Below are 13,726 nucleotides of genomic sequence, written 5' to 3'. Positions count from 1 at the left end.
GAATGGCCCCCGTTGACTCCCCAGACCAGGACAAGCTCAGCTACGACGACCTCAGCCGGCTCTGTGCAGAATTGCAGGACCGGGTCACCCGTGGTATAAGTACGCAGCAGCAACTAATCTCTATCAAAAACGAGCTTGATGAGGAGCTCAACCGGTTCAAAATCATACAGGATTTTAGTAAGGAAGGGCTCTTCCAGGATTCGATAGAAGGTTTTGCCACCGTGGCAACGGAGTACTTCATTCAAGCTTTTCAGCAGCCCCATTGTTTATTTGCTGAATGTCGGGACGACGGAGCGCTACAGGTTATTGGCCAGTTTGGTTTCAATAATTCCGTTATCCCCAGTGTATTGCCCCTCGCATCCGAAGACTTACCAAAACGGGAAGGTTTTCTGCTGGGAGAACACCCGGCTTTCAAAGCCAAACTGGCGTTTTTGCAACTGGAGGATGCCCTTGTGGCTCCGATGTACCGCCCCGACAACTCCTTCTACGGCCTGGTTGTTTCCGGTCAGCAGAAAGCCGATCAGCGGTTTTATGACCCCATCAATCCAAAAGACCGGCACGCCTTCACCGTGATGGCTACTAAGGCCAGTTACCTGATGTATAATTTCCGGACCAATGAGCTGCTCAAGCAGGAAATCAGGGAGCGCCGCCGCATGGAGCAAATGCTGGAGGCTAAAGCCAATGATTTGCTGCGCTCCAATGCGGAATTGGAACAATTTGCCTACGTAGTTTCTCATGACCTCAAAGCGCCACTGCGCAACGTACAGGGGTTTGCCGATTTGCTCAGGCGCGATCAGTCTGGCATCAGCCCGGTCAGCCGCGAGTACATCAATATGATCTGGGAGGAAGTAAAGCGGTTTAGCGATATCATTGATGCGCTACTGCGTTATGCCCGGGTCTCCACTTCTTCCATACAAGACATGAAGGAGGTGGACTTTCAGCAGCTGGTTTACAAAATTGAAGGACAGCTATCTTTGACCCTTCAGCAGCGTAAAGCTCAGCTTAAATACCAAAACCTGCCTACCGTTCAGGCCAACTACCGGCAGATGCAGCAGCTGCTCCAGAACCTGATCATCAATGCCATCAAATTCACCCCGGAAGGCCGTATGCCATTCATCCATCTGGAAGCAGAGCCTACGCAAAATGGGTACCGGTTCGCCGTCAAGGACAATGGGATTGGGCTCAGATCGGCGGATCAAAAACGCATTTTCGGTCTATTTCAGCGGGCTGACCGGGAGCAACAGTTTGAGGGCAACGGGCTAGGGCTGAGTATTTGCAAAAAGATTGTGGAGCAGCACAAAGGTAAAATTTGGGTGGAATCCGTTGGCCCAGGTGAAGGGAGCACATTCTTTTTCACCTTGCCGTCCAGACAGTCAGAAGAATAGTCTTTCTACCTGGCCCTCTTCACGCTTCATTTTGGTTTTGAGGTGATTCACCAGTGCTTTACGGCTCTTGACGGCAAAAAGATGGACCGAAGCCATACAACCATATAGCTTTAAGGTAAAATCATAGTTTATGCCACACTCCAATTTACATACTGTACTTGGTGCTTCCGGCGCAGTAGGCCGGGCCGTTGTCGATGAATTGCTCGACCGGGGGCTACCGGTACGTGCCATCAGCCGCTCCATGCATAAATCGGGAATAGCCACAGTACCCGCAGATTTATTGCAAGTGGAAGACGCCCATCGGGCCATCCGCGGGTCTTCCCACGTCTATTTGTGCGTAGGGCTGCCCTATTCTGCATTGGTTTGGAAACGGGACTGGCCCCTGTTGATGCGCAACGTCATCAATGCCTGTGCGGCCAACCATGCCCGGCTCATCTTCCTGGACAATGTATACATGTATGGCCCGGCTCCACTTCAGCAGCCCTTTGACGAATTCCACCCTCAGCAGCCGGAAAGCGAGAAAGGCAAAGCCAGGAAGGCTACCCTCGACTTGCTGAAAAGCGCTATGGACAAGGGAACGGTACAGGCCGTCATTGGGCGGGCGGCCGACTTTTACGGGCCTTACGCCACCAACAGCATGCTTTATGTTTCATTCCTGGAGCGTATGCTGAAAGGCAAATCGCCGCAGTTGCTTTCTCCACCCGATGTGCCCCACACCTACACAGATACAGTAGATGTTGGGCGGGCGCTGGTCACCCTGGCGCTTGCTGAAGACACCTACGGACAAGCCTGGCATCTGCCTGTAGGCCCCCCGGTTACCATGCAGAAGATCACGGAAATGTACAACCGGCAGCTCGGTACTTTTCGCAAGGCTCGTATGATCCCATTCTGGCTGCAACGCCTGATCGGCCTGTTCATCTCACCCTTGCGCGAAGTGCGGGAGATGGACTATCAGTTCCGCTACCCCTATGTGATGTCTGACCGGAAATTCCGGGAGCGGTTCCCGGAATTTGAGGTAACCGCGTACGAAGAGGGACTGGAACGAATGGTGCAGGGCTTTGGCTCTCCAAAAACTTTGCACCGCAGCATTGCAAAGCAGGAAACCGGTTGATCCTGATAGCAAAAAGCGCTGAGCAGTAGACATTTAACCGGAAAATGGTTATTTTTATAAGAAACCCTATTGCTATGCGCGACCTCTTACTTACTACCTTGACCATCGCAGCCCTGTTTACCGTCAGCTGCACACCGGAAGATTCCGCATTGATGGAGCCTGGCAAAACCGTCCTTACTGGAACTGTTAGGCCTTATGACCCTGATAGTGACATGGAAGCTATTGTGGTGTCCTACGAGGATTTGAATTCCGGAGAGACCATACGGCATCGGTGCCTCATCGATAGCGTAGGCCATTTTCGGCTAGAGCTAGACCTTCCAAATACCATTGAGGCTTATATTATGGGCAGAGGGCAACACCGAATTTTTCTTATCCCTAATGAACGTTTAGAACTACTGTGCCAAGGCCAGGACGGGTTGGTGGTCAGCGGCAGTAAAATCACGGAGGAGCTGCATCAGCAATTGCAGGCTTACATAAAAGCCGATGAAGCAAATGGCCAGGCTGGTTTGTCTACGAATGAAATGCAGGCTCTCGAAATGGATACTTTTTTACAGGCCTTACAGACCATCCGGGAACGGAGAACAGCCTTCCTTGAGGCCTACCGTGATGAGAACAGCCTGCACCCTTTTCTGTATCAGTGGGCGCAAAATGATATCTACTTCAAGTACCTGAGGCAGAAGCTGAGCTATCGGTTGTTCAAGCCTTTAAGCCAGGACATTCAGCCTTCTACGGTGGCATTCCCACCCCAATACGCCACAGAATTAGACGCCTTTGAATACCAGCCCAGCTATGAAGCCAATTTATATTACCGCCGCTTTCTGAATGTTTACTACCATTACGTTTTAACAGAAACCCAACATCAATCCTCCCACTTCAATGAAATCAGGGGCGATGTAAAAGCGGTTAAGCGGTATCTTCTCGAAGCCGCCCTGGCAACCGAAAACCGCACCCTGCGCGAAGCCCTGCTAGTCCGGGCCCTGTACAGCCTGGCAGAGTCTACTTATATTAAGGATGCTGACCGGTTGGAACTTTACGAAGAATACAAAGCGCATATTACCAATGAGTCCTTACTTAGTTATTTGAATGCGCTCTATGAACCCTACACCAATTCGGAAATCGCACCCACCAATAACGAGGGCCAAAGTATAGACCTAGCCTCCGAAGACCTGAAGCAGTTGCTACAGCCCTACCAGGAAAAGTACATCTACCTGGTCAGCTGGGGTACCTGGTGCAGCCCCTGTATGCGGGAAATACCGCACTACAATGCCTTTCTGGCCAAAATGGATACCAACCGGGTGCAACCACTGTTCCTTGCCTCCCGGTCGCCGGAGCCGAGGTGGAGGTCCGTCATCGAAGCGCATAACCTGAGTGGAGCGCACCACTTGCTCACCGCCCGTCAGACCGAACAGCTTTGCGGAGAACTGAAGCTATGCGGTTACCCCAGCCACGCCCTCATCCCACCGGGCGGAACAGCATTGGAAGTCGTGGGTGGCCCCATCGACTACGACCTCAGTGTCAATGAAGCGCTGCTGCAAAAAATGGGAAAGCTGGGGCTGCTTGTGAATACAGACAAGTAGCAGCGTACGCCCCGGTTGCGCTACACCACAAAGTTTAGAAAGTTGTCCTGGTCTACGGTATCGTAGGTGGCTTGGGGGTAGGTTTCCTAACTTTTTGGAAATTACGTGATTTTGTAAAGTTGACTTTAAGAAATCGCGCGATTTCTTAAAATATCTTACCCTTTCCAAAGCAGCAAAGCTCAAAATACAGTGACTGCTGCATAAGGTTTTCCGAAGTAATTTCAAGCTTCTCATTTAAAACAACCCTCCATTTTATCGCCCTCTAAAACATCACCAAATAAATTAAACCCTATTTAAAACAGAAGTAAACTCCTGAAATAAATAATCCTAAATACTTGATAAACAACAATTAAAGCAGCAAAAAACGGAAAGCAACAAAAAAGTGAAAAATTATTTGTTTAAAAACTTGACAAATAAAAACATTTCTTGCATTTTTGTATACGTAATCAGATACGTAGCATATGGACTTGCCCATTTACATCAGCAAAAAAGGAACGAAAGTAGTAGCCGCTACTGAATTGCATCAGGCGCTGCAGCTCACCGACCACCACTACGCGACCAACGTAAAGCGGTGGATTACGGACATCTACGAGTTCCGGGATGACATCCGCCGGCCTGAGAAGCTTCGTGACTTCGCCAACCGAAAGACCAAGGGCAATCCAATTTTAAAGGATTATTACCTGACCGTAGAGCTGGCCAAGCTCATCTGCCTGTCGTCCAAAAGCAAGGTGAAGCTGAAGTATGCCAAACTGTTGTCGCATACTGAAATAGAAGAAGCCGAGTCCAACACAGCCCGGCTCAATGAAGAGGATGTGATGAAGGTTTTGGAACTGACCAAAGCGATGAGCATGGTGTCCTGTCAGGAAGCGGCAGAAAAGAGCCACCTAAAAGTGTACGAAGCCCGTAATGGCGGTCAGACCGCCAACTGGTGGAAATACCGCGCTGAGGTCTTGGGCTATTCTGCGACCGCACTGAGGCGCAAGCTGATGGCGATGGGCAAACCCGCTCAGGGCAAAACGCAACGGCAAATGCTGTTGCAACTCGATGCTTATGAGCTAATCCGTACCGCTGTTATTGATCAGTTCATGGCGATGGGTAAAACCAAAACATTTGCCTGTAGCATGGGCGATTTGGCGAAGCGTTTTGCCAAAGAGCTGCGCATTGAAGTACAGGACGACCGCGAGGGCATGGCTTCGCTTTTCGCCCCGCGTGCTAATGACCGCCTGGTGCGGGAAATCCGAAGCTTCGAGCCCAAGGTGTCTGCTATGACTGCCTAATGGCGATAGTGGTGATCACAAAGTTATCTTTCAAGCGGAAGCAACCCCTTTAGCTATTAATAATTCTCCCAACGCGGGTGAGCGTTGTGAAGCACTATAAACAACTTGTTCGTTTTGTTTGACCCATTTTAATCTTAGTCAAATCAATACCATTACCGCTGCTGATTTTTAATTTGCTGGCTATTTCGTGCAGAGCATATCCAAGAGGGGGGTTATAACCCGGCACGAATCCACCCGGCTGTTTCAGAAGATTAGCGGTTAGATGCCCCACCTCCGTTCCCATTGAGGTGGGGTGTTTTTTTGAGATTAAATCTGAATAAGGAGTAGTGCAAAAACATTGACAAAAACGGCAAACCTCCTTAACTTTAAGAAATAAATGAAAGGCGCATGATTGACTGGGAGCAGCACATTGAATCTGACAAAGAAATTTTACTTGGAAAGCCTGTGATCAAAGGCACAAGGATTGCCGTTGAATTCATTTTAGAAAGGCTTGCAAACGGATGGTCTGAAAAAGACATCCTCGATAACTATCCCCGACTAACCAGTGAATCCATAAGAGCCGTTTACGCCTTCACTTACAATTGTATGAAGGATGGCCTTTTATATTCCCCTATTGAGAACAGAGCCTGATGCGAACAGACCGAATTACTCGCTAGTTGCTTTGCCCCTGATGCCCTTGCTAGTGCTGAACTTAGAATGATTAGGCGTTTACGACTCAATCCACCAGATGAAACTGCTTGCAAACGAAAACTTCCCCATGAAGAGTTTCCATATCCTGTTAGAACTTGGATATGACATCAAGCACATAGGGGTTGAAAACGCTGGCATCTCCGATGAAGAAGTCATGAACTTCTCCGTTCGGGAAGGAAGAATTATCGTCACTTTTGACAGCGATTATGGCGAATTGGTATATAAAAATGGATACAAGCCAGCAGGCGTGATTTACCTAAGATGGAGAGAGTTCTACCCTGAATTCCCTGGAATTTTTATTGCCCATCTAGTCGAAACCCAGGCGATTGATTTTGACAATCAATTCACGGTTATTGACGAAAATCGAATTCGGCAGCGGAGAATTAAATAGCCAGAGCACAAGAATACCTCGTGCAAACAACACACTGCCATCCATTTACATATTCTCAGAGATAAAAAACTTACACAGCCTCCTCTACCCCCTCAATCAACACCTGCAATATTTGCGAGGCCGCTTTGGCAATCTTTGTTCCAGGCCCGAAAACGCCCACAACCCCCTGATCGTACAAATACTGATAGTCCTGAGCGGGGATGACACCACCTACCACCACCATAATATCTTCGCGCCCAATAGCCTCCAAGGCTTTGATGGTAGCTGGAACGAGTGTTTTATGGCCGGCAGCCAGAGAAGAGATGCCCAGAATATGCACATCGTTTTCTGCAGCCTGACGGGCAGCTTCTTCCGGGGTTTGGAAAAGCGGTCCGATATCGACGTCAAAGCCCAGGTCAGCAAAGCTTGTCGCAATCACTTTGGCACCACGATCGTGCCCGTCCTGCCCCAGTTTGGCCACCATAATACGAGGGCGGCGGCCTTCCAGTGCTGCAAAACGGTCCGCCAGCTCATGTGCCATTTTGAATTCCTGGTCGGTTTTGATCTCGCTGGAGTATACTCCGGACACGGACTTGGTCTGTGCCACAAAACGGCCGAAGTGCCGCTCCATCGCATCCGAAATTTCACCAAGGGTAGCCCGGACTCTTGCCGCATCTACTGCTTTGTCCAGAAGGTTGCCCTCCCCAGTGCGGGCGCACTCGTATATGGCCTCCAATGCTTTTTGAACCGCTTCTTCATTACGGTTGGCCTTCACCTCATTGATACGGCGGATTTGGGATTCCCGCACAGCCGTATTGTCCACTTCCAGGATATCGATGGGGTCTTCCGCATCCAGGCGGAAAACATTGACACCTACAATTTGATCTTTACCACTGTCAATACGGGCCTGCTTGCGGGCAGCAGCTTCCTCAATGCGCAGCTTGGGCAGGCCATCTTCAATCGCTTTAGCCATGCCGCCCAGTTCTTCAACCTCCTCGATCAGTTTCCAGGCGCGGTTGACCAACTCATTGGTCAGGTACTCCACATAGTGAGAGCCGGCCCAGGGGTCGACCGCTTTGGTAATATCCGATTCTTTTTGGAGGTATATCTGTGTATCGCGGGCAATCTTGGCAGAGAAATCCGTGGGTAGCGCAATCGCTTCGTCCAGGCTGTTGGTGTGCAGGGACTGTGTGCCGCCCAGCGTAGCCGCCAGCGCTTCGATGGCTGTACGCCCGACGTTGTTGAAAGGGTCTTGCTCCGTAAGGCTCCAACCGGAAGTCTGACTGTGGGTGCGCAGCGCCATGGACTTGGGATTCTCCGGATTGAACTGCTTCACGATTTTGGCCCAAAGCATACGACCAGCCCGCATCTTGGCAATTTCCATAAAGTGGTTCATGCCAATGCCCCAGAAAAAGGACAGGCGGGGCGCAAAGTCGTCAATCTTCAAACCGGCTTGCAAACCGGCACGGATGTACTGCAGCCCGTCGCCCAGGGTATAGGCCAGTTCGATATCAGCCGTAGCCCCGGCTTCATGCATGTGGTACCCGCTGATGCTGATCGAGTTGAAGCGTGGCATATGCTTAGCCGTATACTCAAAAATATCCGCAATAATACGCATAGATGGCAGCGGTGGATAAATGTAAGTATTCCGTACCATGAACTCCTTGAGGATATCATTCTGAATGGTACCGCTTAGTTGCTCCGGCTTGACTCCCTGCTCTTCGGCTGCGATGATGTAGAAGGCCATTACGGGGATCACCGCCCCGTTCATCGTCATGGAAACCGACATTTTATCCAGTGGAATCTGATCGAAGAGGACTTTCATATCCTCTACAGAATCGATGGCCACGCCTGCTTTCCCCACATCGCCGCTTACGCGCTCGTGGTCAGAATCGTACCCCCGGTGAGTGGCCAGGTCAAAAGCGACCGACAAGCCTTTTTGCCCCTGCTCCAGGTTGCGGCGGTAGAAAGCGTTGCTCTCCTCCGCTGTAGAAAAACCAGCGTATTGCCGGATCGTCCACGGGCGCACCGCATACATGGAACTGTACGGCCCTCTGAGGTAAGGCGGCAATCCGGCAGCGTAAGCCAAATGCTTTAAATCTTTGGAAAAATCAGGGGTGACCGAAGGAGGCACTTCAATTTTCTCGGGCGTTTCCCAGGCTTCCCCCTCAGGTATCTGATCGGTGAGCAGGTCAAAGTCTAGTTCGAGCTTGCTATAATCCGGGCGTGGCATAACAGGTGGCTTTTGATACAGCTCCAAATATAAGAAACCGCAGATTAGGACTCGAATGATAATTGTCAGGCTATGTCAAACAAATCCTCAAAAACACTGAATTAAATATTTACGGTAGCTATCTTTTCCTGAAATTCTGCCTGGAGCGCGGATGCTAAACAAATAGTTGTATATCGAAGAGGACTACAGGTATATCTTCACCAGATTTGTTATACAAAACTGTATGGAACAGTTGCATGCTTTCTTAATAAGACTTATTTTTGTTTAGAAGACTTAAAAATCCTACTCCAAGCGGGACGATCCGCAATTCACTGCGCATTATCCTAAACGTAATTTGAGTACGTCGCCGGTAGGTTGCTTCTTCAAAAGAGGTCTTTAGTATCACGCTGAAGACCTCTTTTTTTAACCCCCGGGAACCAAAGATAAATGGACTACGATGCCTACTTCGACGAGAGCGGAGACCTCGGCTGGATTTTGGATAGAAAGTTCAGGAAAGGAGGGTCCAGTCAGTTCTTTACTATTGCCTACCTAATCATTCCAAATGAACAAAATAAGCACATCAACAGGTTCGTCACCAAATTCAATAAAGAGAGGGGCTCAGAAAAAGAATATAAAGGGTCTGACTTTTCAAACAAAAGAGCCAGGTCAACGGCCAGGGATATTTCGAATATGCTCAAAAGGCATCCAAATATTATAATAAGAGCGATAACTGCCAAAAAATCTAAGACCCCCGATTGCATCAAGGAAGAAAATAGCGAAAACATCCTGTACAACTACATGGCAAAGGAAGCCCTTTGTTCTAATCTCATCGCCCTAAAGAAGGTTAATATTATTCCTGATAAAAGAAGTGTCCCAAGAGAAAGTTTTAATAGTTACCCGGATCTTTTGAAAACGGAGTTATGGTTCAATCGTAGCTCAACAGTGAGAATAAGCTACCAGCCGGAAGAAAGCCACAACAACAAAAGGCTAATTTTTATTGATTGGATCGCAAATTTCATTTGGAGAAAGTACGAAGACGAAGTAGAAGAGCCATTCCAGATTTTATCTCAAAGTATTGAGGTAAAGGAATTATTCTTTTAGGATGTCGACTTGAAATCTCATTGCCAGCGATTAACTCGTTTTACTATGTATTGCTCGCGCTGGCACACTGCAGTCGAATCAAAAAAAGAGCAGGGCCCAAACTTCGGGCCACTGCTCTGTCGAAAAACTACCAGTAATTCTTAGTTTGTCACATGGTCAGACAGCCTGAATACAACTGGAACGATAAACTGCACATCAACAGCCCGGCTCCCTGACCTTCCGGAAATGACCCACTGAATCCCCTGTTGGCGCATGGATTGCACAATACGCAACGCTTCCTCTCCCAGCCCGCCGCCAGGATCACGCACAATAGTTTCACTACTCACTGTTCCGTCTTTTTCCACGATGAACCGGATTTTAGCCGTGCCTTCTATGCCAAGTCGGACGGCTTCTTCCGGGTACTGAATGTTTGATTGCAGGTAGGCATTCAATTGCTCCTTTGCACATTTTTCCCGGTCACTCCGGTCTGCCAGGTCCTCACAACCTGGAAAGCGGGGCATATTTGGCACCCATTTGAATGTTTCACTGCAACGGATTATCGGCGGCGGGGGTGGCGGCGGGGGTGGTGGTGTCAAAAGCTTTGGGTTGCTCAAACAGGCCTGCTCAAAGATTTCCAAAGGCACAAAAAGGAATACCTCTGTGTCCACAACCTGTCCGCTGCGTTCACCCGGCGTCCACCTTATAGAAGTATCACGAGCCATTTGCCGGAGAAGCAACCGAACAGCACGACCGTATTCTGGCCCAATCGTCCGGACCACCTCTGCTTCCGGCTCCATCTGCCCATCCGCGCGGATGATAAAGCGGGCGGTAACGCCAGGATACTGAGGCGAAAAGCCTTTCTCTTGCGAAGGGCAGCGTAAATGGGCTCCCAAATACTCCTGAATTCGGGACAGGGTGCATTCGCTGACGGCCCCCTTTACAGTGTTCTCATTGCAAGCTGCTAACTGAGGCACAGCATATGGAGCCACCTGCCTCTGACCAGGCATTCCTGTGCCTCTGAAAGTGAGCTTCAATGCTACAGAATCTTCTTTGCTCTTGTCTGCCAGATTGTTCTGTGACGCACTCAATCTTAAAAAATGATGCCCCCGGAGAGGTATATTGTAGGTCACCCGATGAGCCCTGCCAAACGAGTTGAATGGCACCCAGCGCATTTTCTCTCCCTTACTAATCACTTTCAATAAAGCCCTAAGAGCCGCATCAGCGAAGGAGGGCCCCAACCGGTCTCTGGCAACCCGGGCGTTTTCCATGTAGCCCTCAGTAGTAATTTCAAATTGTAAAACTATATAGGCTTCAGGGTTGAGGCGACCTGTTATTTCCGGGCTTACAAGATTATCTAATAAGGCATCCCAAAACAACGCGTCCGTACAACTCCGACGTTGCGCTCTGTCTCCTGTACAAGCAGCAAGGTAAGGGGGCTCATCGCCGTTAAGCCAGATAGATTCTTCCTTAGCGGCACCTTCTTCCGCCTGCCCCCAAGCTAAAAGCGGTCCTAAAAGCAAAAACAAAAGTATCCGGTGCATTCTATTGGAGTTTAAATTTGACAGGCAGGTTGAACTGTACACGTACCGGCCGCCCCCGCTGTTTGCCTGGCACTGACCACTTCGGCATTTCGGCCACCACCCGCTCCACTTCTCTGCCGCAGCCCCCGCCAATATCCCGAAGAATTTTGACCTGGCTCGCGCTGCCGTCCTTTTCGACCACAAACTGCACATAGACGGTTCCTTCTATGCCATTTTCCCGGGCTGCTCCCGGGTAGCGGATGTGTTTGTAGATGTAGCTGAGCAAAGCCGCGTCGGAGCATTGCCTGCGTTCAGATAAGGGCAACGCAACACAGTCTCCAAAAACCGGCATTTCTTCCACGACCTTAAAGATAGGTGGAGCTTCGTCTTTGGGTTTGGGCGGTATTGGCGTGGGTTCGTAAATGACCGGTTCCGGTGTGCCAACTGCAGGACCGGGTTCTGAAACAACGGGCAGGTCAATGATTACAGGCTCTGGTGTGAATGCCGCAATGGGCTCTTCCACAGGTTCTATTTCGGCAGTAGGTAGCTGCGGTGGTTTAGGACGGGGCTGAGCGGATTAGGTGCGCACCACTTCGTATTCCAGCTCATTAGTCAGCATACGTTCTTCATAACGGTCAGGCAGTCGGTCCTCTACAGTCCAGTTGAAAGCGGTGATCACCAAGCCCAGAGCGGCGATCAGGCCAAGCTGCAAGTTGGCGCTGCGGGCATACCGCAGGCGGGAAATATCTGTTCTTTTCATGATGGCAATGGTTTTGCCACCGGGCCCAGTGTGGTTAATTTTTCGGGAATCGATTACAACCTGACAGATGCAAAAATGTTCTTCTTTGGTGCATAGCGGCTTGATTTTTCAAGCATTTGTCAGTAAATAGCGGGCAATCGGTGTGCAAGCAGTGTTCATTTAAAGCCAGAGCAAGTGATACAATTCGAGCGGTTTGAACTCCAAAATGGCCTCAGAGTCATCGTTCATGAGGACGATAGCACCCCCATGGCGGCAGTAAACGTGCTGTATAATGTAGGGGCAAGGGATGAGTCTCCGGAGAAGACCGGGTTTGCCCACCTCTTTGAGCACCTGATGTTTGGTGGCTCTGCCAATGTTTCTGATTTTGATACGCCCATCCAAATGGCAGGTGGCGACAACAACGCCTTTACCAACAACGACATCACCAACTTCTACGAGGTCCTGCCTGCCGAAAACCTGGAAACAGCGTTTTGGCTGGAATCTGATCGCATGATGGCCCTCAATTTTGATGAGGAGGTGCTGGAAGTGCAGCGCAAAGTGGTGCTCGAAGAGTTTAAAGAGACCTGCCTCAACGAGCCTTACGGAGATGTATGGCACCATATTGCTGACATGGCCTACAAGGTCCACCCCTACCGCTGGCCCACCATTGGAAAAGTGCCCAAGCATGTGGAAGATGCTACCATTGAGGATGTGAAGGACTTTTTCTACACCCATTACCGGCCCAATAATGCCATTTTATCTGTAGCGGGCAATGTAACCACTGCAGAAGTCCGCCGTCTGGCCGAAAAGTGGTTTGGTGAAATCCCCCGCGGCCCCGAAAGAAAGCGGCAACTGCCTGAGGAGCCCCCACAGGAGCGGTTCGAAAAACGCATCAACGAAGCCAACGTACCCGTGGATGCGCTATACCTGGCTTTTCATATGCCTTCGCGCTATCAGCGGGATTACTATGTGGTGGATTTAATCTCTGACGTACTCAGCAACGGTAGTTCCTCCCGCCTGTACCGCAGGCTATTGAAGGAGCAACAGCTCTTCACCACCATTGATTGCTACGTCACCGGAAGTATAGACCCCGGCCTCCTCGTTATTGAAGGGCAACCAGCGGAAGGGGTAAGCCTGGAAACCGCAGCAGAGGCGATCTGGAAAGAACTGGAATTGCTAAAAGCGTCTCCCATACCAGAGAGAGAGCTGGAAAAGCTAAAGAACAAGGTAGAAAGTACACTGATTTTCTCAGAGCTCAATGTGGTCAATAAGGCCATGAACCTTGGTTTTTTCGAATTGCTGGGCAATGCGGACCTGATTAATCAGGAAGCGTCTCTTTATCAGGAAATCACTACTGAAGATCTTCACCGGGCTGCCAAAGCCATTCTCACTGAGGAAAACTGTTCGGAATTGTTTTATAAGGCGAAGCTCACCGGGCCTAACGTAAAAAGCTAACCTTCTCAATGTTAAATCAATATTAAAATTGGAAGCTTCGTTGCAAAACCAAGCATAATTAGCCAGAACCTCCAATGTTGGCAGAATAATAGGCTGGGAAAAGTTTATCTTTACCATGCTACTAAACTTAGGGCAAACTATGGTCTGTTTTTTCAGGTAACATTAGTTGGCTTCAATTCTTATCCATTTTTCTTTGGAATGAGTGCCGCCATAGCCCTAAAATCAATAAGTATATCCCTCTTACACAAATTGAATTGAGCCTATGGCTAGCTGCGAAGTTATGCTTACGCTCAACAGATTGAATGTTGAC

The 13,726-nt window shown here is 49.5% G+C and carries 12 protein-coding genes; 8 read left to right on the top strand and 4 right to left on the bottom strand.

The features are described 5' to 3' along the window. The first annotated feature begins 2 nt into the window (after window positions 1-2). The 6 genes from MRY86_RS05210 to MRY86_RS05185 all read left to right on the top strand — a co-directional run bounded on the left by MRY86_RS05210 (window position 3) and on the right by MRY86_RS05185 (window position 6,431). Window positions 3-1,385 (top strand): ATP-binding protein, encoded by a 1,383-nt coding sequence (locus tag MRY86_RS05210; RefSeq protein WP_293566578.1) that lies wholly within the window; start codon window positions 3-5, stop codon window positions 1,383-1,385. Between the two features lie 130 nt (window positions 1,386-1,515). Continuing rightward, complete coding sequence (locus MRY86_RS05205; RefSeq protein ID WP_293566577.1) at window positions 1,516-2,496, top strand: NAD-dependent epimerase/dehydratase family protein; 981 nt, start codon at window positions 1,516-1,518, stop codon at window positions 2,494-2,496. Window positions 2,497-2,570: 74 nt separating this feature from the next. Further along, entirely contained in the window at window positions 2,571-4,073 is a 1,503-nt protein-coding gene (locus tag MRY86_RS05200; protein ID WP_293566576.1) for a hypothetical protein, read from the top strand. A 461-nt stretch (window positions 4,074-4,534) separates the two neighbouring features. After that, window positions 4,535-5,350 carry an antA/AntB antirepressor family protein gene (locus tag MRY86_RS05195; RefSeq protein WP_293566575.1) on the top strand — a complete coding sequence of 272 codons (816 nt, stop codon included), beginning with the start codon at window positions 4,535-4,537 and terminating at the stop codon, window positions 5,348-5,350. Window positions 5,351-5,737: 387 nt separating this feature from the next. Then, window positions 5,738-5,980, top strand: coding sequence for a DUF433 domain-containing protein (locus MRY86_RS05190; RefSeq protein ID WP_293566574.1), 243 nt, complete (start codon window positions 5,738-5,740; stop codon window positions 5,978-5,980). 97 nt (window positions 5,981-6,077) lie between these two features. Continuing rightward, window positions 6,078-6,431 carry a DUF5615 family PIN-like protein gene (locus MRY86_RS05185; protein ID WP_293566573.1) on the top strand — a complete coding sequence of 118 codons (354 nt, stop codon included), beginning with the start codon at window positions 6,078-6,080 and terminating at the stop codon, window positions 6,429-6,431. A 70-nt stretch (window positions 6,432-6,501) separates the two neighbouring features. Here the strand turns inward: MRY86_RS05185 and scpA are convergent, their stop codons facing one another. Then, window positions 6,502-8,643 carry a methylmalonyl-CoA mutase gene (gene scpA, locus MRY86_RS05180; protein WP_293566572.1) on the bottom strand — a complete coding sequence of 714 codons (2,142 nt, stop codon included), beginning with the start codon at window positions 8,641-8,643 and terminating at the stop codon, window positions 6,502-6,504. A 426-nt stretch (window positions 8,644-9,069) separates the two neighbouring features. On the opposite strand from scpA, the gene MRY86_RS05175 reads away from it, so the two are divergent. Next, window positions 9,070-9,723, top strand: coding sequence for a DUF3800 domain-containing protein (locus MRY86_RS05175; protein WP_293566571.1), 654 nt, complete (start codon window positions 9,070-9,072; stop codon window positions 9,721-9,723). 140 nt (window positions 9,724-9,863) lie between these two features. On the opposite strand, the gene MRY86_RS05170 is transcribed toward MRY86_RS05175, so the two are convergent. From MRY86_RS05170 to MRY86_RS05160, 3 genes are read right to left on the bottom strand one after another with little or no spacing between them, the layout of a single operon-like run. Then, window positions 9,864-11,243: an energy transducer TonB gene (locus MRY86_RS05170; RefSeq protein WP_293566570.1), complete on the bottom strand. Its 1,380-nt coding sequence runs from the start codon at window positions 11,241-11,243 to the stop codon at window positions 9,864-9,866. Window position 11,244: 1 nt separating this feature from the next. After that, a complete protein-coding gene (locus MRY86_RS05165; RefSeq protein ID WP_293566569.1) occupies window positions 11,245-11,745 on the bottom strand; it encodes an energy transducer TonB in 501 nt (166 codons plus the stop codon). 54 nt (window positions 11,746-11,799) lie between these two features. Beyond that, a complete protein-coding gene (locus tag MRY86_RS05160; protein ID WP_293566568.1) occupies window positions 11,800-11,982 on the bottom strand; it encodes a hypothetical protein in 183 nt (60 codons plus the stop codon). A 174-nt stretch (window positions 11,983-12,156) separates the two neighbouring features. On the opposite strand from MRY86_RS05160, the gene MRY86_RS05155 reads away from it, so the two are divergent. After that, the gene (locus MRY86_RS05155) at window positions 12,157-13,416 is read left to right on the top strand and encodes a pitrilysin family protein (protein ID WP_293566567.1); all 1,260 of its coding nucleotides are present in this window, start codon (window positions 12,157-12,159) and stop codon (window positions 13,414-13,416) included. Window positions 13,417-13,726 lie beyond the last annotated feature (310 nt).

This window comes from Phaeodactylibacter sp. (genome assembly GCF_022763345.1).
In the GTDB taxonomy this organism is placed as follows: Bacteria; Bacteroidota; Bacteroidia; order Chitinophagales; family Saprospiraceae; genus Phaeodactylibacter.
This window is presented reverse-complemented; position numbering and strand designations above follow the sequence as displayed.

Excerpts from the sequence above, each read along its gene's own strand:
- MRY86_RS05210 (WP_293566578.1), top strand. The coding sequence starts at position 3 with ATGGCCCCCGTTGACTCCCCAGACCAGGACAAGCTCAGCTACGACGAC.
- MRY86_RS05205 (WP_293566577.1), top strand. The coding sequence starts at position 1,516 with ATGCCACACTCCAATTTACATACTGTACTTGGTGCTTCCGGCGCAGTA.
- MRY86_RS05200 (WP_293566576.1), top strand. The coding sequence starts at position 2,571 with ATGCGCGACCTCTTACTTACTACCTTGACCATCGCAGCCCTGTTTACC.
- MRY86_RS05195 (WP_293566575.1), top strand. The coding sequence starts at position 4,535 with ATGGACTTGCCCATTTACATCAGCAAAAAAGGAACGAAAGTAGTAGCC.
- MRY86_RS05190 (WP_293566574.1), top strand. The coding sequence starts at position 5,738 with ATGATTGACTGGGAGCAGCACATTGAATCTGACAAAGAAATTTTACTT.
- MRY86_RS05185 (WP_293566573.1), top strand. The coding sequence starts at position 6,078 with ATGAAACTGCTTGCAAACGAAAACTTCCCCATGAAGAGTTTCCATATC.
- scpA (WP_293566572.1), bottom strand. The coding sequence starts at position 8,643 with ATGCCACGCCCGGATTATAGCAAGCTCGAACTAGACTTTGACCTGCTC.
- MRY86_RS05175 (WP_293566571.1), top strand. The coding sequence starts at position 9,070 with ATGGACTACGATGCCTACTTCGACGAGAGCGGAGACCTCGGCTGGATT.
- MRY86_RS05170 (WP_293566570.1), bottom strand. The coding sequence starts at position 11,243 with ATGCACCGGATACTTTTGTTTTTGCTTTTAGGACCGCTTTTAGCTTGG.
- MRY86_RS05160 (WP_293566568.1), bottom strand. The coding sequence starts at position 11,982 with ATGAAAAGAACAGATATTTCCCGCCTGCGGTATGCCCGCAGCGCCAAC.